We start from the raw sequence: 19368 nt of genomic DNA, 5'->3' as shown, positions 1-19368 counted from the left end.
GTGGAACCGGCTAGAGCGAGTCCACCACCCGCTTGGCGGTCACGAATGCGAACCCCATGCCGTGGCCGTTGAAGCCGGCGCAGATGTGGACGTTCGGCATCCCGTCGAGCGGCCCGGCCAGCGGCAGGCCCGAGGCGGTGAATCCCATCGTGCCCGCCCAGCGATGGGTGACCTCCCCCGCGGCGCCGAGGCGCTCGAGCTGGGCGTCGAGAAGCGCCTGGATCCGGGGCGTGGGCTGCTCGTCGTAGCCGACCTCGGTGTCCATCGAAGCGTCGCGCCAGCCGCCGATGAGCACCTCGCGGCTTGCGAGCTGCCGCCAGTAGCGGTAGCCGAAGTGGGAATAGGTGGGTCGGTCGCACACCGGCTTCGGTATCGGTCCGCACGCCAGCATCTGCGCTCGCAAGGGGCGGATCTGCACCTGCGGCAGCAGCAGCGGCGTGTAGGCGTTGGTCGCGAGAATGACCAGCCCCGCCCGGCACTCGTCTTCACCGGCACGCACGACCAGGCCGCCGCGGCTCGCTTCGATCGCGGTCACCTCGACCCCCTCGCGGATCGCGCCGGGCTGAGCGCGCCGCGCCAGGGCGCCGACCAGCGCCGCCGGGTCGACCTCGCCGTCGCGCGGGTTGCTGAGGCACCTGCCGTCCCAGCGGGCTTCGAAGCCATCCTCGCGCAGCAGCTCGTGCGACTCCTCGAGCTGGAGCCTTTCCTCGTCGCCTGAGGCCAGGGTCGCGCTGCCCAGGCGCCGGTGTCCGACGTCCTCGCCGGCGACCGCTTCGAGCATGCGGTCGTGGTTCTCGTTGGTGAGCTGCCAAACCTCGCGGGCCTGATCACGCCCGAACAGGCGGACGGCCTCGGCGTAGCTCGCCGCCACCCCCGCCAGCAGGAAACCCGCGTTGCGCCCGCTGGCGCCGGCGGCGAGTCGCCTTCGTTCCACCAGCACCGCATCCATGCGGCGGCGCGCCAGGTGGTGCAGGAGGCTGACGCCGGTGATCCCACCGCCGACGACGAGCACATCGGCCCGGCCGGGCAGGCGCCCCGGGTAGCGCTCGGTGGGTGGCGCCCAGAACGGAATCCCCGTTTTCACGCGACGGTCAGGGTAATCGGCGCGAGGCATGGAGTGATAGGCGGGCCCAATTAACATGTACGCGCCAAGATGGACTTCGAGAGCTACGACGTCCTGGTCGTCGGCGGAGGGCTCGCCGGTCTCAGGGCGGCGATAGCCGCGGTGGAGACCAATCCCAGGGTCAAGGTCGGGCTGGTCTCCAAGGTCTATCCGATGCGCAGCCACACCGTCTCCGCCGAGGGCGGAGCCGCGGCGGTCTTGCGGCCTGAGGACAGCTACGAGACCCACGCCTTCGACACCATCAAAGGCTCGGACTACCTCGCTGATCAGGACGTGGTCGAGGCTTTCGTGCGCGAGGCGCCGCTCGAGGTCATCCAGATGGAGCACTGGGGGTGTCCCTGGAACCGCGACCCGGACGGCAAGATCTCGGCCCGGCCGTTCGGCGGCATGACCACCTGGCGCACCTGCTTCGCCGCTGACAAGACCGGCTTCCACATGCTCCACACCGTGTTCCAGACCTCGCTCAAGTACCCGCAGATCCACCGCCACGACGAGGCCTTCGTGACCAAGCTGCTGGTCGAAGACGGGCGCTGCGTCGGGGTGGTCGCGCTCGACCAGCGCAGCGGGCGCTTCGACGCCATCACCGCGAAAGCGGTGATCCTGGCCACCGGTGGCGCGGGCCGCGTCTACGCGTTCAGCACCAACGGCAACATCTGCACCGGCGACGGCATGGCGCTGGCCTACCGCGCCGGCGTCGGGCTCAAGGACATGGAGATGGTCCAGTTCCACCCGACCGGACTGCCTTACACCGGCATCCTGATCACCGAGGCGGTCCGCGGCGAGGGCGGCTACCTCACCAACAAGGATGGCGAGCGCTTCCTCAAGCGCTACGTGCCCAACAAGATGGAGCTGGGACCCCGCGACATCCTCTCTCGCGCTATGACCACCGAGTTCGAGGCGGGCCGCGGTTTCGAAGGCCCCCATGGCCAGTACATGCACCTCGACGTGCGCCACCTCGGCGAAGCGGTGATCGATCGCAAGCTGCCCTTCATGCGGGAGCTCGGACGGGAGTTCGTCGGCATCGACATCGTCACCGACCCCATCCCGGTGCGGCCGGTGCAGCACTACATGATGGGCGGGGTGGATGTCGACATCTACGGCGCGACCTCGCTGAGCGGACTGTTCGCCGCCGGCGAGTGCGCCAACGTCGGCTTGAACGGCGGCAACCGGCTGGGCTCCAACTCGCTGTCCGAGTGCCTGGTGTTCGGCGCCGCGGCGGGCCGGGCGGCGGCCCATCACGCGAGCTCCGCCGGCGCGGCCGGCGCCAACCCTGTCGCCGCGCTGCTGAAGGACGAGGCGCGCCGCGTCGAGGACGCCTATCTCGACAAGCGGGGCGGCGAGGAGCGAATCGGCGTCATCCGCGAGCAGCTGCAGAAGGAGATGGATGCGGGCGCCGGCGTGTTCCGCACGCGCGACGGCCTGGGCAAGCTGACCCGGCAGATCGGCGAGCTGCGCGAGCGATTCGAGCGGATCAAGATCGAGGATTCGAGCCGGACGTTCAACACCGAGCTGACCGCCGCCCTGGAATTGGATTTCATGCTCGAGGTGGCGGACGCCATCACCTACTCGGCCTTGGCGCGCGAGGAGTCCCGCGGCGCCCACGCTCGGCGCGATTTCCCGGAGCGGCTGGACGGCGAATACCTGAAGCACACCATCGCCCACCACACCGACGAGCTGGCGCCGCGCCTCGAGTACCGCGACGTCCACATCACCAACTTCAAGCCGCAGGCGCGCTCGTACTGAGAGGGATGCAAGAGTGATGGAGAAGAAGATCACCATCCAGGCGACGCGGTTCGACCCCGAGAAGGACCGGGCGCCGCGCCTGCAGACCTACGAAATTCCCTTCAGCGACCAGAGCATGGTCGTCCTGGACGCGCTCAACTACATCAAGGCGCACGTCGACGGGAGCCTGAGCTACCGGTGGTCGTGCCGGATGGGGATCTGCGGCAGCTGCGGGATGATGGTCAACGGCACGCCGAAGCTGACCTGCAACGCGTTCGTGCGCGACTACTGGCCCCGACCGATCGTGGTCAACCCGCTGAGCAACTTCCCGGTCGTTCGCGACCTGGTGATCGACATCGAGGACTTCATGCGCAAGCTGAAGTCCATTAAGCCGTGGATCATCCGCAAGCAGGACCTGCCGCTCGGGGCGGGCGAGCACCGGCAGACGACGGCGCAGATCGACGACTTCCGGCAGTTCAGCCAGTGCATCAACTGCATGCTGTGTTACGCGGCGTGCCCGGTGTACGGCCTGAACGACGAGTTCCTCGGTCCCGCGGCCATCGCGCTGGCGCGGCGCTACAACCTCGACTCGCGCGACCAGGGCACCCGGGAGCGGCTGCCGGTGATCGCCCACTCGGAAGGCATCTGGGAATGCAGCTTCGTCGGCGAGTGCTCGGTGGTGTGCCCCAAGGGGGTCGACCCGGCCAAGGCCATCCAGCAGACCAAGCTCGACACCACGATGCGATTCGTGCTGCCGTACGGAAACCGCGAATGAGCGCATCGGAGGCGCCGGCCGCGGCCCGCGGCGGCAGGCGGGCCTACGGGTGGGTGATGCCCACCGGGTGGTGGACGCAAAAGCGCCACTACCTCTTCTACATGGTCCGCGAGTTCACGGCCCTGCCGCTCGCTCTGTGGCTGCTGTGGTTTCTGGTCGAGATCAAGCGCGCGGGGAGCGGGGCCGCGAGCTACTCACCGCACGGCTCGCTCCCCTTCGTCATCTTCAGCGTCATCTGCCTTTTGTTCGCGCTGTATCACAGCGTCACGTTCCTGAGCCTGGCGGGGGTGATCCTCCATTTCAAGTTCCTAGGCCGGCCCATCCCGTCGCGGCTGGTCGTGGCCTCGCAGTTCGGCGCGTGGGCCGTGGCCTCGATCGTCATCGGGGCCGTGCTGATCGGGTTCGGCAGATGAGCGCGGCGATGGCGCATCAGGGGCGCTCGCGCGGCCGGCAACCGTCGCTGGCGCACCTCTTCTGGTGGTTCATGTTCGCGCAGGGTGGGGTGCTGGCCGCCATCCTGCTCCCGGTGCACATCCTCGTCCAGGGCATACTCGGCCCCCTCGGAATCGTCCGCGTCGTCGACCGGCACTACGACACCTGGATCGGCATCCTCGGCAACCCGATCGTGAAGCTGTACGTGCTGCTGCTGGTGGCGGTGCCCTTCTTCCATTTCGCCCACCGCCTGCGCTACCTCGTGGTCGACCTGGGCGTGCCGGCGGCGAAAACGCTTCCGGCGCAGGTCATCTTCTATGGCGGCGCGGTCGCCGTCACGCTGCTCACCATCTGGGTGCTGCTGACCACGGCGCCGATATCGCTCGGCTGATGCAGGCATGTTCACGGTTGAATCGATCCCCGCTCGTGAGCTGGGCAACTCGAGCTTTCTCGTCTGCGACCCTGACCGCCACGTCGCGCTGGTCATCGATCCCCTGCGCGATATCGACGGATATCTGAGCCGGGCCGAATCCCTCGGCGTCAGGCTGACGCACGCGCTCGATACGCATCTGCACAACGATTTCGTCTCCGGCCGGCGCGAGCTCGCGGCCGAGGCCGCGACCAACATCGACGAGCTCCGTCCGGGAGAGGACCTGTCGCTTGGCGGCCTGACGCTGCGCGCCTTGCACACCCCAGGCCACACGCCGGACCACCTGAGCTACCTCCTGCTCGAGGCGGACCGTCCGCGCGCGCTCTTCTCCGGCGGCGCGGTCATGGTGGGCGCGATCGCGCGGACCGACCTGCTCGGCCCGCACATGGCGGTCCACCTCGCCCTCGAGGCCCTGCGCACGCTGCAGGTGCGGCTGCGCGGCCTGCCCGACGACATCGCCGTGTTCCCGACTCACGGCAGCGGTTCGTTCTGCGGCACCGGGGGCCGCCGGGGGCACGAGACCACGTTGGGCCAGGAGCGGGCGACCAACCCGTTCTTCCAGACGACCGAGTTGATGCCCTTCCTGGCTCGCGTGCTCAACCAGCATCGCTACCCCGCCTACTACCGCGACATGGCGCGGATCAACCGCGAGGGCGCCCAGCTGCTGGGCCGCCACCCGGCGCCGCCCCCCAGCCTGAGCCCCGAGGCGGTCGCGCGGCTCATGACCGAGGGCGCGGCGCTGGTGGACGTGCGTCCCGGGCGCGATTACGACCGCGGGCACATCCCGGGCAGCTACGGCGTCGGGCTGGACGGCCCCCTGAGCGCCTGGGTGGGATGGCTCGTCGCCCGCGGCCGCCAGATCGTCCTGGCCGGCGGGTCCCCAGCTCAGCATCGGGAGGCGCAGCGTCAGCTGCTGCGCATCGGGTTCGACACCATCGCCGGGGCGCTCGAAGGCGGCATGGACGCGTGGCGCGAGAGCGGGCGGGACCTGTCCTCGTTCGAAACCCATGACGTCGAGGACATGGCCTCGTGGATCCTGAGCGCCGAGCCCATGACCGTGGTCGATACGCGTGACGAGCACGAATGGGCGGCGGGGCACGTGCCCGGCGCCGTCCACATCTATCTGCCCGACATCCCGTACCGGGTGGGGGAGATTCCGCCCGATGCGCCCGTCGCCGTCCACTGCGCGTCGGGCTACCGCGCCGGCATCGCGGCGAGCCTTTTGGAGCAGGCGGGGCGGCAACGCATCATCCACGTCAACGGCCCCTACTCGGACTGGGACCGCCTCCACCTGGCGCAGACCATCCCGGGCTAGCGTTGGCGGATCGAGGGGAGGAGGAAATCCAGCCTCCCCCGCGCCTTCAGTCGTCGGTGACGGTCGCCTCCAGCAGCGCGGCGAACTTGCGGCGCGACGCCTCCCGCCGCGTCGGTACGTGCTCGCGGGGCCACACTCCGGTGGGCGGCTGGTAGCCGGCCAGGATCTGGCGCGCCGCCGCGACGCGGTGGACCTCGTCCGGACCGTCGTAGATGCGCGCGGCGCGCGCGTGGCGATACATCTCCTCGAGCGGCAGGTCCGACGAGTAGCCGAGCGAGCCGTGGGCCTGGATCGCGCGGTCGATCACGTCGTGCAGCACCCTGGCGCCGAAGAACTTGATCAGCGAGATCTCCTTGCGCGCGGCGGCGGCCCCGTGCGTGTCGATCACCCACGCCGCGTGCAGCGTCATCAGCCGGGCCGCCTGCAACTCGGCGGCCGAGTCGGCGATCCAGTTCTGGACGGTCTGATGGCTCGCGAGCTTGCGGCCGAAGGCCTCGCGCTGCAGGGCGCGCTCGCACATCATGTCGAAGGCCCGGCGCGCCTGTCCCAACCAGCGCATGCAGTGATGGATGCGGCCGGGTCCGAGCCTGGCCTGGGCGATCAGGAAGCCCTGACCGCGCGCTCCGAGCAGGTTGTCTTTGGACACGCGGACGTTTTCGTAGACGATCTCGGCATGGCCGTAGCCGTAGCGCTCGTGCTCGCCGGCCAGGGTCGGGATGTTGCGCAGGCGCCGGAGCCCGGGTGCGCCGGCCGGCACGATGATCATGGAAGCGCGGTCGTAGGGTCCGGCGTCGGGTTCGGTCACGACCATGACGATCAGGAAGTCGGCGATCATGCCGTTGGACGTGAACCACTTGTGGCCGTTGATCACCCATTCGTCGCCCTCGAGCACGGCGGTGCTGGTGAGTAGCGTCGGGTCTGAGCCGGCGCTCTCCGGCTCGGTCATCGAGAACGCGGAGCGGATCCTGCCGTCGAGCAGCGGATGGAGCCAGCGCGTCTTCTGCGCCTGGCTGCCAAAGTGGGCCAGGATCTCGGAGTTGCCGGAGTCCGGAGCCTGGTTGCCGAACACGATCGGGCCCCACGTCGATGCCCCCTCGATCTCGTGCATCAGCCCCAGCTTCACCTGGCCGTAGCCCTGCCCGCCGAGCTCCGGAGGGAGATGCGTCGCCCAGAGCTTCTGTTTCTTGACCTGCCCCTGCAGGGAGCGGATCGCGCGCATGAAGGCCTTTTCGCCGGCCTGCAGGACCTCGAGGGGGTAGACCTCGTCGCGCATGAAGCCGCGCATCCACTCGAGCTTGGCTTCGAACTCGGGTTCGGTCGAGAAGTCCCAGGTCATGGGCGCCCCTTACACGCCGCGATCGAGCAGCGCGATGCCCTCGTCGATCATGCCGGTGATGGTATCCGTCAATCCCTCGTACATGGGGTCGGGCCGCTTGCCGCGGCGGTGGAGCATGAGGTTGTAGCCGAAGATCGAGGCGTATTTGTAGAGGCTCATTGCCGAGTACCAGCGCATCTCCTGGGGATCCGCGCCGTACAGCCGGTACAGCTCGTCCGCGCTCGCGTCGATGGCGCCGCCGGGGTTGGGCGCGCCCCGGAAGCGCCGGCGGAGGGAGACGGTGCACAGGCACCCCAGATCCAGGAGCGGCTGGCCGATCTCGGCGATCTCCCAGTCGAGGACCGCCACCACCTCAGAGCCTCGAAACAGCATGTTGCCGTAGTGGTAGTCGCCGTGGACCAGAGTCGGTTCGCGCTCCGCCGGGAGCTGTATCGCGAGCCGGCCCCCGAGCTCGCCGGCACGGATCGTGAGCTCCTCCGGCGCCCGCTGCATCAGCCACGCCCAGCGCATCATCTCCGCCCGCAGCCCGACCGGTGCCTCCTCGCCGATCCCGGTCCTATCCAGGGGCAGGGCGTGAAGGCGCTTGAGGACCTCCACCGCCGAGGCGGCGATCTCCAGCGGTGGCTGCTCGGCCCCGGCTTTTTCGATGCGCGCGCCATCGACCGCTTTCATCAGGACGAAAGGACGGCCGTCGACCACCGGGTCGGCGCTCGACACCGCGATGGCGGGGGTGGGGAGGCGGGCGGCGTGCAGGGCGGCCATGATGCGGCCCTGACGGACGACATCGGCGGGACCGGCGATGCGCGCCCCGGGAGGGGGGAGGCGGAGGACGTAGCGGGTGGTGGTGCCGCCGTCCTCGACGGATAGGAAGTAGGTGAAGCCGGAGTGGCCTTCGGGGATGGGCTCGACGGCGACGACGCGGAGGTTGGGCCGGCCGAGGCGGGAGCGGCACTGCAGCTCCAGGTCGTGCCGGATCTGCTCGCTCACTCCAGGTGCGCCGTGTCCCCGATCGCGCCTACCACCCGCCGATCGCCCAGCGCCCGCACGATGCTAACGCTCGTGTAGTAGGGCAGCACGCGGAGCTGCGCTGCCTCGAGCCCGAGCACATCGGTGAGGTAGGCGATGATCGCCGCGCCGTGCCCGACCGCGACGACGCGGCCGCCGGCGTGCCGCTGTGTGATGTCATCGACCACCGCTCGCATCCGTTCGATGACGCCGGCCGGCGGCTCCTTGGGGTCGAGCTGCCCGTCGTCGCTGATGTCGAGGGCCATCTCGACCAGCCGCCGGTCGACGCGCACGTCGTCGGTGATGGCGCGGGCGGTCTCGAGCGCACGGCGATAGGGACTTGTGTAGACGGCTGCCGGATGGGCTCGGCGGACGCGCGCGGCGAGGCGGGCCGCCTGGTCCCGGCCGAGCCGGCTGAGCGGCGGATCCTCGGTTTCGGCAAGGCCTTGGTAGCAATCCGCGTGGCGGACCAGCCAGATCTCGGTCACGCCTTCGAGGCCGATCAGGAAGGCGGCTTCGAGGGCTCGCATGGCCCGGGTGAGCTGCTCCGAGCCTGCTGCCACGGCTAACATTCGACCACATGCTCCGGGCTGTGGGCATAGTCGCCCTCATCGTCCCTCTCCTCGTCTTGGCCGCCTGCGCCCAGACCGCCGTCAAGACGGTGGCCTCGCCGTCCCCCGTGATCCCGGAGGGAAACTGGACCGAGAGCCTCACGTTCAGCGGTGAGGTTGCGGGGCAGATGACCGGGATCGTCCCCAACACGGACGTCCAGCAGAGCGAGTGCACCGGTTCCAGGACGCATAACGGGGAAACGTGGTCGGACAGCTTCTACGGCACGGTCGATGCCAGCGGACAGAATTGGGGACTGGTCTTCCTGATCGGCAACTTCCGCGGTCAAGGCACCTACGTCGATGGCGACGTCGCGGTCCAGGTGCACAGCGCGGACAACACCAAGGTGTGGCAGAACCTGGGCGGCGACAAGGTCACGTTCACGGTCGATCGTGGGCAGCAGTCGGGGACGATCGAAGCCTCGCTGACCGACGCCGGCACCGGCAAGGCGGGTGTCGAGAAGGTCACCGGGCGTTGGAACTGCCGAGGCTAGGGGGGTGGAGGTCAGGTTCGACGGTCACTGTTTCGGCTGCGGCCCGCTCAACCTCGAGGGTCTGCGCCTGAGCTTCGTACCGGGACCGGATGGCTCAGTCGCGGAGTTCGAGGTGCCGGACCGATTCCAGAGCTGGGCGGGGATGGCGCATGGGGGCATGGTGGCGTTGATGCTCGACGAGGCGGTGGGATGGGCGGCCTGGCATGCGGGGCATCCGGGGGTGACGGGTCGCCTGCAGGTGAGCTACCGCCGGCCGCTGAGGCTCGGCGAGCCGATCCGGGTGGTGGCGAGCGTGGAGAGGATCCGGCGCACGCTGGTGTACGCCACGGCCTTCATCGAGAACCGCGACGACCACTCGCGAGTGGCCGACGCGACCGCGACCCTGATGGAGGTCAAGACCGTGGTGGATCCGATCGGCAGGTAGAATCAACACCTCGCCGGGCGTGCAGGTTCGTCGCGCTCGGGCGCTCGTGTCGGGGGCTGGCGCAGTTTGGCAGCGCGCACGGTTCGGGACCGTGAGGCCCCGGGTTCAAATCCCGGGCCCCCGACCAATTTCGAGTTCAAAATCGCCGATTTTGGACGTCATCCGCAGTCGCCGGGGCACAGCCGGGGCACACATTCTTGGAGAACCTCGCATCGAGGTTGCGAAGTTTGTCGCGATGGTGGGCACGATCTGAACTTGGACGACACGGACTTGGGGCGTGCGCAGAGCTATATATCAGTTGATGCAACTGTCAGGACCGTGAGGCAGACGGTTCGAAAATCACAGGCCGACTGGCTCGTTGGACTGCGCCACACCAGCATGGTCCGCCACCGGGGATGGTTTCGCGTTCTCCATCCCGTTCGAAAACACGCTCGCGTGGGTCGATCGGAGTGGCACGGAGGTCCGACGTGTGCGAGCTCCGAAGCGAGGGCGTCACGTGCTCACCCCGTTGTGCGACGCGACAGTGTTGATCGGGAGCGGCATCGATTGACCCGATGTGACCCAGACGACGTTTCCCGAACCCGGGGGGTCCGGCCGTGTCAAGGATGCCTGCAGTGCAACAACCAGATTCAGTTCGCTGGTCGACAGAGATCTACGTGCGTGCGGCGGGTGCCTGGCTTAGGTAAGCGCCAACTGTTGCCTCTACGGTACCAATCAGCGCTTCCCCGAGTTCTATCAACCAACCAGCCATCACGAGAGGGTCTCTTTGCGCATCGCGCCATCGAGGGTAGGAGGCGTATGTCACCGTGCCCTCCGTGTCTGGTTTGTGGGTCCAGGATGCCCACATTGCCACTGAACCGAAGTGAGTTCCTTCCGACAGTTCGTCATAGACGTGTTTAATTCCGGGGGCATACTTGGTGACCGCCGTTATCAGTGAGCCGATGCTGCGGCGCTTGCTTTTCGTGTCCCGCCGCCGGTCGGTTAGGGCATCGACATACTCTGGATGGTCGCGGACGTAGAGAGCGGTAACCACGAGATCACCGTAGGACCGAATTAGCGGAATCGCCGCATGCGGGTTGCTCGTCTCAATGGCATGCACTGTCGCAAGGTGGAGTCCGTTTGCTCGTGCAATCGCGCTGAGTAGGAACATTGACAAGTAAGTGATGTTCCGGTCGTTTGATTCGAAGACCAGCTTTGCGAGCTGATGTAAACGGTCCCTGACTGCCTCGACCTGCCGGAGGGCGTCTTCTTCTGACTTGAAGCGCGAAATGTCAACTTGCTCTGGCTCGCCCTTCTTTGGCATGACAGGACCATACCGCCGCCGTGATAATCAGAGCCGCTTCCAGACGTTCCTCTTCCACTCCCAGCCTTACAGCACTCGACTCCGAGCGGTGCTTCCGCGGTCACAACGCAGTCAGGTTGTCGGGACCAGCTGCCTTTACTGGGTCGAGGTTATAGAGGATGCGGGCGGACTGCTTAGAGCGGGCGGGAGTCGTAGAACGGATCGGGCGACCGCCAGACGTCGCGGTAGCCATTGAGCACACCGAGTTTGTCATCCCTCCACTCCTCCCACAGCTGGCCCATTGCCGCCTGATCCCGGTTGGCGACGGGTCGCCCGTGCCAGTCAACCTCCGCCGTTTCCAAATCGCGTCGCAGTTGCTCGAGGCGAGGAATCAGTGAGCGTGCCTCTGTGAGAGTTGGAGGTGCGAGCGGTGCAGTCGTGGAAACCTTGTCGTTTGGACTGCGCCGCGCGGCGTTCTCCCACTGCTGGAAGATCCTGATGATTTCTTCTGGGGTCGGTTGGTAAGTCATGGGTCGAATCTCCTTGCCTTCCGCTCGGTCTCCGAGGAACTGGCGACCCTCATCGGTGATGCGCCACTCGTTGCGAAGGTGGATCGAAACGTAGTGCTCCTCGAAGAGGTCGGTTAAAACGCTGGCGATTTTTGCGGGGCTCGTTCCTGGCCCAACCCACCCGCGGCCGACCAGCTCGATGGTCAGCGGTGTCGCAAATGCTCCAGTCGTCTTGGAGAGGATGGACAGAACGCGAATGCGGAGATCAGGCATCCTGCCTGTCTCCCAAGCCCACGATTGGATCGTGTCCCAGTGCCAAGCGGGGTTCCCGCTAACTGACCCGTCAGGTTCAGGCAACATCCGCCGAACGAACCACTGGTGAACGGTGTTTTCCTTCACCTCTAGCAGGGACGCGATTTCCTTCTCTCCGACGATCACGAGGCATACAGTACGCCTGTAGCCTAGGCTCGTCTACAGTGAGTCTTGGGCCGATGCTGGTACAGCTAAAGGCCAGCCGAGTCGCGGAACCCCTCTTGCTGTGGCGAATATAGCGACTATGACGTTTGTGGTGATTATGTGGTAGTATGCCGCCATGGCTCTCTCAACCCCAGTGGCTCCCTCCGAGCAGGATCGCAAAGTCATCGAGACGTTTTCGCGGGCTCTCGAGCATGTGCCGGCCGACCACGCACAGATCTTGGTGGACGGCAAGGCGCCCGAAATGCTTGCCGTGCCTCGGCCCATCTTTGAGATCCTAAAGATCGTTGCCGACCAGATGGGCAAGGGCAGGGCCATAAGTGTCGTCCCCACGAAGATGCTCGTCACCACGCAGCAGGCGGCGGACCTCCTCGGGGTGTCCCGGCAGCATGTGGTGAAGCTCATCACAGAGAAGGACCTGCCGCACGAGATGGTGGGGACCCATCGCAGGATCCGCATGGAGGACCTGATCCAATACAAGCGACGCCGCGAGTCCACGAGGGACGACGCCTTGCGGCGCCTGAGCGAGCAGGCGGAGCGTCTGGAGCTTAAGTACTAAGCTCCGGCCGTGGCGTTCTCGGCCTTCTTGGATGCCGACGTCCTTTTTCCCGTCGGCCTTCGTGACAGCCTCCTCTGGATCGCTCACTTCGAGGTGTATTCGCCCCGGTGGAGTGCCGACGTCCTGAAGGAGATGCGCAAAAACATCTTGAAGGAGCACAAACACGTAAGTGAGAAGGACCTCGACGAGATGATCCGAGATATGCAGACGGCGTTTCCTGAGGCTGAGGTGACCGGGTATCAGAAGCTCATCGACGTTATGCCAATCAACGAGAAGGATCGGCACGTGCTGGCCGCGGCGGTCGTGGCTAAGGTCGGCGTTCTGGTTACCAACAACCTCAAGCACTTTCCCGCCGAGGCGTGCGGTGAGTTCGGCGTGGAGGTGCAGTCAGCCGATGAATTTCTTGTTCACGCGCTTAGCCTCGAGCCCTTCGTGGTGCACGAGGCACTGAGCCGCCAGGCCTCGATCAAGCGGAGGCCGCCCATGAGCGTTGCAGATGTCCTGGATCACTTGGAGAAGACGGCTCCCACATTCGCGAATGAAGCGCGGGCCGCGTGGGAAATCAAACCCGGGGGCCCATAACCGGCGCCTGTCCCGCCGGGCCACGGGGCACAGCCGGGGCACAGAATCGCGGAACCAGGGGGACCTTAAAGGACACCAGAGGAGACGACAACCCGGCGATTGAATTCCGGGGGGACTCTAAGGATCCTCGGGGACACCGGGGGACACGCCATCGCTACGGTTCGGCTCTGACTCAGCAGACTTCGCGAAGTCTTCCCACGGGTTCAACTCCATCGCATATCGGGCAGGGCGGCTCCTACCCAGCATTACCTCGACCGTCGCTTCTTCCACGCCCATATCTCGCAGCAAGCAACCGGTGAGGAGGCAGCGCAACACGAAACAAGCGTGTGCCATTTGAGCGCCGTCTAGTCGGGCGGCATCCTTAGTCGGGTCGTAATGGATCAACCGGTTTCGCCAGTTTGCGAGCTTCGACGGAAAGTCGGGAATACGTTTGGCAATTCTTCGTCCAGACGGACCGGGATGGTGCGCAAGGTCGCGGAGTCTTTCCCAGAGCCGCCGCTGCAAAGACTCTCCTATTCGACCTCCGAGCCAATCCTTCAGTTCCGTCGGCGCAGATGCAAGGACTGCGTTCCAGCGGTCTACATCCTTTCCCTGAGTCGTTTGTTGAAAGTGTGGTGACAATCGGTGATACGACTCAGCTGCTATCACCAATAGCAGGAGCTCATCGTCTCGGTATCTGGGGCGACCGTACAGGGCACCGAAGTAGACCACGAGGGCCGGTTCCAAGCGGCGCGAGAGTTCGTACCAGCGCGGCAGGGCGCCCTCGAAGCTCCCCGGAAGATCGTCCAACGTGAACATCGGCCAAATATCGGGGTCGATCTGATCGTCGGGATGAACGTATGCACGAATTAGCTCAAGTGGTTCCTCAACGCTCTTCGCTCCGATGTCCGAGGTCACGTAGGGTGTAAACACGTCCACCGCGCACGGCGCGACGGAGTCTCCGAACCCCAGCGAGACTAGCTGGCGAATGGGTCCGATGTGCTGATGCAGTGATTCGATCTCAGTCGGATCGTCGACTTGGACGTCGAAATACGCAGTTTCCGCGATCGTCAGTTTGTCGCGCTCCGATGGGCTCTCCCAGCTAAAGCTGAGGTCCACGTAGGCTCCTTCGGAGATTCGAGTACGTCTCGAAGGCGGGCGCTTCCAGGTGTGCGTCGGGCTGTCGCCAGTACGCGTGCGACTGAGGCCAGTTGACCCTGTGAACCGTGTCAGATTCGGAAACGCAATGCAAATGCGGTTGAACTTCAGGTGCTCGGGCGCGAGGGTTGCTCCGATGAGACAAGTGCTTGGGCGGTACGGAGTCGTCGGCAGAACGTCGAGAAGAGTAAATTCCTTCTTCCCTGCACGGCCATGTACCACTGGATACGTGTCCTCAATGGTTAGGTCGAACGGCTCGCGCTCTTCGAAAAGTCTTGTTGTTTCCAGCTGAAGATCGCCGCGATCAGTTATGTGCAGAAGGCCGGCAACACGGCGCTCTGGCTTATCGGGTAGCCACCATTCGCCCAAAAACGAGCCAACTTCGCGAGGCATCGAAACCGAGAGTAGGGCGTGCCGTCGCAACGGTCAATTGAGACTCTTGTGTCAACGGCTTGGTGTCGAGCCGGAGGTTGTAGCCGCACGACTCAAACGTGCACGAGACGTCCGAAGCTGAATCAACGACATCTCGATCAATCCGGCGTGGTGTCAGAAGCTCATCTTTCTCGCTCAACTCGCGGCCTTCGGCGAACCGTGTCGATTCTTTCGGCCGCATCGCGTCGCAATTCCGGAACGACATGGCGGTAGGTGTCCATAGTCACGGCGATCTCGTAGTGACCGAGGACTCCATCACGACGCGTGGCGACACGCCTTGGACTAACAACAGCGTCGCGCATGAGAGCCGAAGATCATGGAACCGGATTCGCGGTGGGCCCCGCCGGGGCACAGCCGGGGCACACATTCCCGGAAACAGGCGGTCACGGCAGGTCACCTGAGGACATGAAGGCTGCGAGATTTGAGTTCAGGAGGGCCCTGGCGGACCCCAGAGGACACGCGAGGAAACACCATTAGGACGGTTCGGGACCGTGAGGCCCCGGGTTCAAATCCCGGGCCCCCGACCAAAAGTTGGTCGAAGCGACCCCAATATCTAGACGGTCAAGCAGCGTGTGGGCCCCCAGATATTGGGCCGCAAACACTCTGGCCTCGGACAGGTAGCGGGATTTGAACTCATGGACGGATCACCACTGTCGCCAAGCCCAGATAAACCGCACCCGTCCCTGGTATGAGCGTGTGCGCCGTTCACGAAGTTTCCGGACCGAAACAAGGTGCGTTTGTATACCAAACGGCACTCGCGGGTCAGGCTCGCGGACGTAGCTCCGGAACTCGGCCGTCGGAGTCCGCCAATCCGTACTCGATGGCCACTTCCGCGAGGTCTAGAGCCCTGCCCGACTTCTCGACGATCCGAGGATCGTTCGCCAGTGCGGCCACGCATCGTCCATTGAACTCGGCCGACCAGGCTCTGGTCGGGTCAGCGAACTGGTCGGGGTGGGCAATGAGCGCTTCGGTCCGTGTCAACCTCGGCCAGAACGAGACGACCGCCACCTTGTATGGGCGCAGCTCCTCTGCCGTGCTCAACGTGAGCATGTCCACCGCGGCTTTGACGACGTTGTAGGACACGTTGCCCGTGTACTTAATCGCGCCTATCGAAGAGATGTTGACGATAAGACCACTGCGCCGCGCGACCATCATCCGGGCAGCGCACGCGCTGGCGATGTAATGCGACCTCAGGCCGACCGCGTGCATCTGGTCCCACTCCTTGACAGGCAGGTCCCAGAACATGGCGTCCTCGCGCGGGCCTAGGTCTGTGCTGTAGGACGTCGCATTGTTGACCAGAAGATCGAGCCCACCCTGCTCATCCTCGACGCGACGAAATACGGCTTCTGTCTCCGAATCCACGCTGTGGTCGGAGCGCATCGCGATGCCACGCCCACCGGCTCGCGTTACCTGTTCAGCTGTCTTTGTAATCGAACCAGGGCGATCGCTCTCGCCGTCGCGAAAGGTGCGTGCAGTGACGTAGACCGTCCATCCCGCCTCACCCAGCCCAACTGCCACACCGCGTCCGATTCCGCGGCTGGCCCCGGTGACGATGGCGACCCGGCCCGACATCGCGGGACAACATACTGGAAGAAGTGCTCCGCCGTGGCCTGGGCTAGAAACCGAATGGCAGTCGGTTCTATTAACCTCGAAATGTGTCGACCCTAGGACTGCACGTGTCGGAGTGGGTACCGGTGAGTCAATCCTCTTTGTCCACGGCAGCTTCGGCTTCGGCGAAGAGCAGTGGGAACACCAGAGACCACTCAGCTTACGGTGGAGGATGCTGCTGGTTGATCGCTGCGGCCACGGTCGCAGCCCTGACACCGGTCGTTCCGGCTGGAACGAGCAGTCAGAGGACATTGCCAATCTTCTAGGCGGCGGCGCGCACCTGGTCGGCCAATCTCATGGCGGCACTCTGGCGCTTCTGGCAGCCTTTCGAAGACCGGAGGCTGTGCGATCGCTGACCCTGGTCGAGCCCAACACCCTGGGACTGGCCCGCGACGATGTCGATGCTGAGGCACTGATCGACCGCGTGTCGCGCGTGCTTGCGAATGCGAACGACTCCGATCCTGCCGGTGCTTACGCGGCTTTCATAGGCGCCTTCGGCTTTGCATCCCCACCGGCGACGCCGACGGCCATGGATCTGAAGTGCATACGGGCCAGCCTCCGAGAGCCTCCTCCCTGGGACGCCACCATCCCGGCGCTGCATCGCCAAGCTTTTCCGGTGCTGATCGTGCTTGGCGGCTGGCCCAGCGAAGATCCGCCCGTACGAAGCACTGGTCGCGCCTTTCGCGCTGTTGGGGAGCGTCTCGCAAAGAGACTTGGCGGTGAACTGGCAACGCTTCCAGAGTCCTTCCACAATCCGCAGTTGCTGGGGGCGCCCTTCAACGAGCGCTTGGCAACGTTCCTCTACTCGGTAGATACCCTCTCGTAAGCCGCCAGGCCTACATAACGCCTTGTATTGGCGATCTTGTCTGTGGTCGGGAGCCGGTGGATCACCGCCGGGTCACAATTTCCGGGGGGACTATCGCGACCTAGGGGGCCGCACCAGCGGGGCGCCCAAGAATGCTGGCGCGCCGCCAACGCCCGCCACCTTGTCGCGCTCCTCCGAGCCGACTGCCACCTCCCCTTGCCCCGCCCGGCGGGCGGGGACTAAACGCCAGCAGCGGCCTGTTCAAGCCGGCCGCAATGGGTCCTAATTAGGTCGAGGAGGCCGCTGCCGAGCTCAATTCGAGAGTTCAAATAGTGTCCCGTTCCCCCGACCAGTTTCTGAATTCAGAAATATTCTCGTCAACGGATGGAACGTGATAGTTCTGCTGTAGCTGCACAAATTGTGTAAAAATCTCTCGGACTGCTGGCCGACCCGCACGTTCTCAAGCTGGTTGCTTTCGTCGACACCTACTCCGCTGGCTGAGGTCGTCCTGACAGGCCGACATGTCGTGGCGCTAACGCCCGAGCAAGCGCCAATCAGCCCACGGAGGGTGATCCTGGGCTACCTCAGATGGCCGGTTTTAACTCGATCGGTCCTGGCCGGTTTTGGGTGATCGCTAACAGGGGACTTTGAGATGGCCATTGACATGGATGACCTAGAAGCTCTTCGCGAGCGGTAATCCCAAACGGATCAAGCGCCGTCGTGGTGGTCACCGAGGGCGAGTCCTTCAGACTCCGCGAAGCCCGTTCAAGAGGAGGTGAGCGCCTGAAGAAATGAGCGCCGGGTGGGGACTTTCACCTGGCCAAAAGTGGGGACTTTGAGATGGCCATTGACACTACGCAACCAGATCAAGGGTATCTGGGCGGCGGACCTTTCGTTGTGCAGACGATCGGCTTCCGAACCCTGTATGTGTTCATCCTCATCAGCCACGAGCGCAGGGAGCTGATTCAGTTCAACGTCACGGCGAGTCCGACCGCGGCCTGGATCTGGAGGCAGGTGATACCGCCAATGTCGGGCGGTGCCGTAGTCTGTCGGCCGATCCTAGGCGGACTTCATCACGTCTTTTCGAGGGCGGCATGAGCGCGACCCAAGTTTGCCAGCCTACAGCTTGGCCGGCTTGCTCAGCGAATATCGGCGCACACCGGTCTTGGTATGACCGACTTTTTGAACCCAACAGCATCACAGCCGACGTAATGTCCGACCAATCGTGCTACCCTTTGTCGCATGAGTCGAGTCAAAGTGAGTGTGACGGTGGATCCGAACCTGCTTGATGCAGTGGACGGGTTCGTTCAAGACCATCCTGGTCAAGACCGCAGCAAGGTGATCGACCAAGCTCTTCACCAGTGGTACGCGCGCCAGCAAGAGCTTGCCATGGAGGCTCAGTACGCCAATCCGGAGCAACCGATCGCCTCCGAACAGCGTGCCTGGCGATCGATCCGACGTTCGGCAGCTGCGCGTCGGCTCTCTAGAACCTGAGCCAGCGAAGTCGCCTAGCCCACCCCGCTCCACGTCGGGGGGAGATCTGGTATGTGTTCACGCCCGGCCAGCCGGATGATCCCCACCGGCCACGTCCAGCTGTAGTCATTTCAGAGGATGTAAGGAATCGTCTGCGGGATGATCTGATTGTCGTCCCGATCTTTTCGGCTGGTCAAGTCGGGCCCACGCGTGTGCCATTGCAGGCGCGGTCAACAGGCTTGCGCCATGACAGTGTCGTCTTCTGCGAAGAGATCACCACGATCGACCGCGATTTTCTCGCCCGTGGCCCCGCCGGAACTCTGAGCCCCAAGCTTATCGATGCGATCGTTCGCGGTGTGCGGCGCTCGATCGGGGAGGTAGTGGCCGAGCCGTAAGCTGCGAAACGTGGAGCCCAAAGCAGCTTGGCGACGTCAGCCTCCGTAAACAATCCGTGTAGTAGTTCATGTAGTAATCCGGCTGAAGAGTCGTGCAAACCGGGACGTCGATGGCCGTCGAGCCGAAGAATCGAACTGAAACCTGCAGAAACTGACATGGTTGGACGCAACCACGGCTGATTCGGGACCGTGAGGCCCCGGGTTCAAACCCCGGGCGACCAGTTTTTGAATACGAGGCGGGCGTCCGGGCCTGCGTGCCGCGCTAGTGGGATCGCGGCGGATCACAGAATTCAAAGGACCTGTGGCAAGGGGCATTTCCGCAATCGCGCCCTTGCGTTCGTGGCGTGGGGCGGCTTTTCGAGCGTTCCCATGGCCTTGGGCGGCCTGAGCCGGCAGGAGATCGCGAATCCGGCGTGCGATAGATTCCCGACCACTTGGCCATGGAAGT

General features: G+C 64.9%; 20 protein-coding genes and 1 tRNA gene. 13 read left to right on the top strand and 8 right to left on the bottom strand.

What is annotated here, in order from left to right:
* Positions 1-10: 10 nt before the first annotated feature.
* Positions 11-1141: an FAD-binding oxidoreductase gene (locus EPN29_04810; protein TAN33957.1), complete on the bottom strand. Its 1131-nt coding sequence runs from the start codon at positions 1139-1141 to the stop codon at positions 11-13.
* Between the two features lie 12 nt (positions 1142-1153).
* Between EPN29_04810 and EPN29_04805 the strand changes: the two genes are divergently transcribed.
* Genes EPN29_04805 through EPN29_04785 form a run of 5 tightly spaced genes read left to right on the top strand, consistent with a single transcriptional unit; the run spans position 1154 to position 5797 of the window.
* The gene (locus EPN29_04805) at positions 1154-2866 is read left to right on the top strand and encodes an FAD-binding protein (GenBank protein ID TAN33956.1); all 1713 of its coding nucleotides are present in this window, start codon (positions 1154-1156) and stop codon (positions 2864-2866) included.
* Between the two features lie 16 nt (positions 2867-2882).
* Positions 2883-3620 carry a succinate dehydrogenase/fumarate reductase iron-sulfur subunit gene (locus EPN29_04800; GenBank protein ID TAN33999.1) on the top strand — a complete coding sequence of 246 codons (738 nt, stop codon included), beginning with the start codon at positions 2883-2885 and terminating at the stop codon, positions 3618-3620.
* On the top strand, positions 3497-4033 hold the full coding sequence (locus EPN29_04795) for a hypothetical protein (GenBank protein TAN33955.1): 537 nt from the start codon (positions 3497-3499) through the stop codon (positions 4031-4033). Before EPN29_04800 ends, EPN29_04795 begins: the two co-directional genes overlap by 124 nt.
* Positions 4030-4443, top strand: a complete 414-nt coding sequence (locus EPN29_04790) for a hypothetical protein (protein ID TAN33954.1) — start codon at positions 4030-4032, stop codon at positions 4441-4443. The genes EPN29_04795 and EPN29_04790 overlap by 4 nt, the downstream gene beginning before the upstream one ends.
* A 7-nt stretch (positions 4444-4450) precedes the next feature.
* Positions 4451-5797, top strand: a complete 1347-nt coding sequence (locus tag EPN29_04785; protein ID TAN33953.1) for an MBL fold metallo-hydrolase — start codon at positions 4451-4453, stop codon at positions 5795-5797.
* 46 nt (positions 5798-5843) lie between these two features.
* Here EPN29_04785 and EPN29_04780 read toward each other — a convergent pair whose 3' ends face one another.
* From EPN29_04780 to EPN29_04770, 3 genes are read right to left on the bottom strand one after another with little or no spacing between them, the layout of a single operon-like run.
* Positions 5844-7133 (bottom strand): acyl-CoA dehydrogenase, encoded by a 1290-nt coding sequence (locus EPN29_04780; protein TAN33952.1) that lies wholly within the window; start codon positions 7131-7133, stop codon positions 5844-5846.
* A gap of 9 nt (positions 7134-7142) precedes the next feature.
* Positions 7143-8120, bottom strand: coding sequence for a phosphotransferase family protein (locus EPN29_04775; GenBank protein TAN33951.1), 978 nt, complete (start codon positions 8118-8120; stop codon positions 7143-7145).
* Positions 8117-8710: a histidine phosphatase family protein gene (locus EPN29_04770; GenBank protein ID TAN33950.1), complete on the bottom strand. Its 594-nt coding sequence runs from the start codon at positions 8708-8710 to the stop codon at positions 8117-8119. The genes EPN29_04775 and EPN29_04770 overlap by 4 nt, the downstream gene beginning before the upstream one ends.
* Positions 8711-8718: 8 nt before the next feature.
* Here EPN29_04770 and EPN29_04765 point away from each other — a divergent pair, with 8 nt between their 5' ends.
* From EPN29_04765 to EPN29_04755, 3 genes are all read left to right on the top strand, one after another.
* Positions 8719-9240 carry a hypothetical protein gene (locus tag EPN29_04765; GenBank protein TAN33949.1) on the top strand — a complete coding sequence of 174 codons (522 nt, stop codon included), beginning with the start codon at positions 8719-8721 and terminating at the stop codon, positions 9238-9240.
* A 4-nt stretch (positions 9241-9244) separates the two neighbouring features.
* The gene (locus tag EPN29_04760) at positions 9245-9664 is read left to right on the top strand and encodes a PaaI family thioesterase (protein ID TAN33948.1); all 420 of its coding nucleotides are present in this window, start codon (positions 9245-9247) and stop codon (positions 9662-9664) included.
* 50 nt (positions 9665-9714) lie between these two features.
* Positions 9715-9791: transfer RNA gene (locus EPN29_04755), tRNA-Pro, on the top strand.
* Positions 9792-10316: 525 nt separating this feature from the next.
* Here the strand turns inward: EPN29_04755 and EPN29_04750 are convergent.
* Both EPN29_04750 and EPN29_04745 read right to left on the bottom strand, forming a co-directional pair.
* Positions 10317-10967 (bottom strand): hypothetical protein, encoded by a 651-nt coding sequence (locus tag EPN29_04750; GenBank protein ID TAN33947.1) that lies wholly within the window; start codon positions 10965-10967, stop codon positions 10317-10319.
* Between the two features lie 173 nt (positions 10968-11140).
* Positions 11141-11728 carry a hypothetical protein gene (locus EPN29_04745; protein TAN33946.1) on the bottom strand — a complete coding sequence of 196 codons (588 nt, stop codon included), beginning with the start codon at positions 11726-11728 and terminating at the stop codon, positions 11141-11143.
* Between the two features lie 319 nt (positions 11729-12047).
* On the opposite strand from EPN29_04745, the gene EPN29_04740 reads away from it, so the two are divergent.
* Positions 12048-12488, top strand: coding sequence for a DNA-binding protein (locus EPN29_04740; protein ID TAN33945.1), 441 nt, complete (start codon positions 12048-12050; stop codon positions 12486-12488).
* Between the two features lie 9 nt (positions 12489-12497).
* On the top strand, positions 12498-13070 hold the full coding sequence (locus tag EPN29_04735; GenBank protein ID TAN33944.1) for a PIN domain-containing protein: 573 nt from the start codon (positions 12498-12500) through the stop codon (positions 13068-13070).
* A 117-nt stretch (positions 13071-13187) separates the two neighbouring features.
* Here EPN29_04735 and EPN29_04730 read toward each other — a convergent pair whose 3' ends face one another.
* Positions 13188-14600 carry a hypothetical protein gene (locus EPN29_04730; protein TAN33943.1) on the bottom strand — a complete coding sequence of 471 codons (1413 nt, stop codon included), beginning with the start codon at positions 14598-14600 and terminating at the stop codon, positions 13188-13190.
* 801 nt (positions 14601-15401) lie between these two features.
* Entirely contained in the window at positions 15402-16211 is an 810-nt protein-coding gene (locus EPN29_04725) for an SDR family NAD(P)-dependent oxidoreductase (protein ID TAN33942.1), read from the bottom strand.
* Here EPN29_04725 and EPN29_04720 point away from each other — a divergent pair.
* From EPN29_04720 to EPN29_04710, 3 genes are all read left to right on the top strand, one after another.
* Positions 16192-17073 (top strand): alpha/beta hydrolase, encoded by an 882-nt coding sequence (locus EPN29_04720; GenBank protein ID TAN33941.1) that lies wholly within the window; start codon positions 16192-16194, stop codon positions 17071-17073. The two genes, EPN29_04725 and EPN29_04720, sit on opposite strands and share 20 nt — an antisense overlap.
* A 1221-nt stretch (positions 17074-18294) precedes the next feature.
* Complete coding sequence (locus EPN29_04715; GenBank protein TAN33940.1) at positions 18295-18546, top strand: hypothetical protein; 252 nt, start codon at positions 18295-18297, stop codon at positions 18544-18546.
* Entirely contained in the window at positions 18543-18920 is a 378-nt protein-coding gene (locus tag EPN29_04710; protein ID TAN33939.1) for a type II toxin-antitoxin system PemK/MazF family toxin, read from the top strand. Before EPN29_04715 ends, EPN29_04710 begins: the two co-directional genes overlap by 4 nt.
* Positions 18921-19368 lie beyond the last annotated feature (448 nt).

The organism is bacterium, from assembly GCA_004299235.1.
In the GTDB taxonomy this organism is placed as follows: domain Bacteria; phylum Chloroflexota; class Dormibacteria; order Dormibacterales; family Dormibacteraceae; genus SCQL01.
Note: the sequence above shows the minus strand (reverse complement) of the source record. Positions and strands in the feature narration are given on the sequence as shown.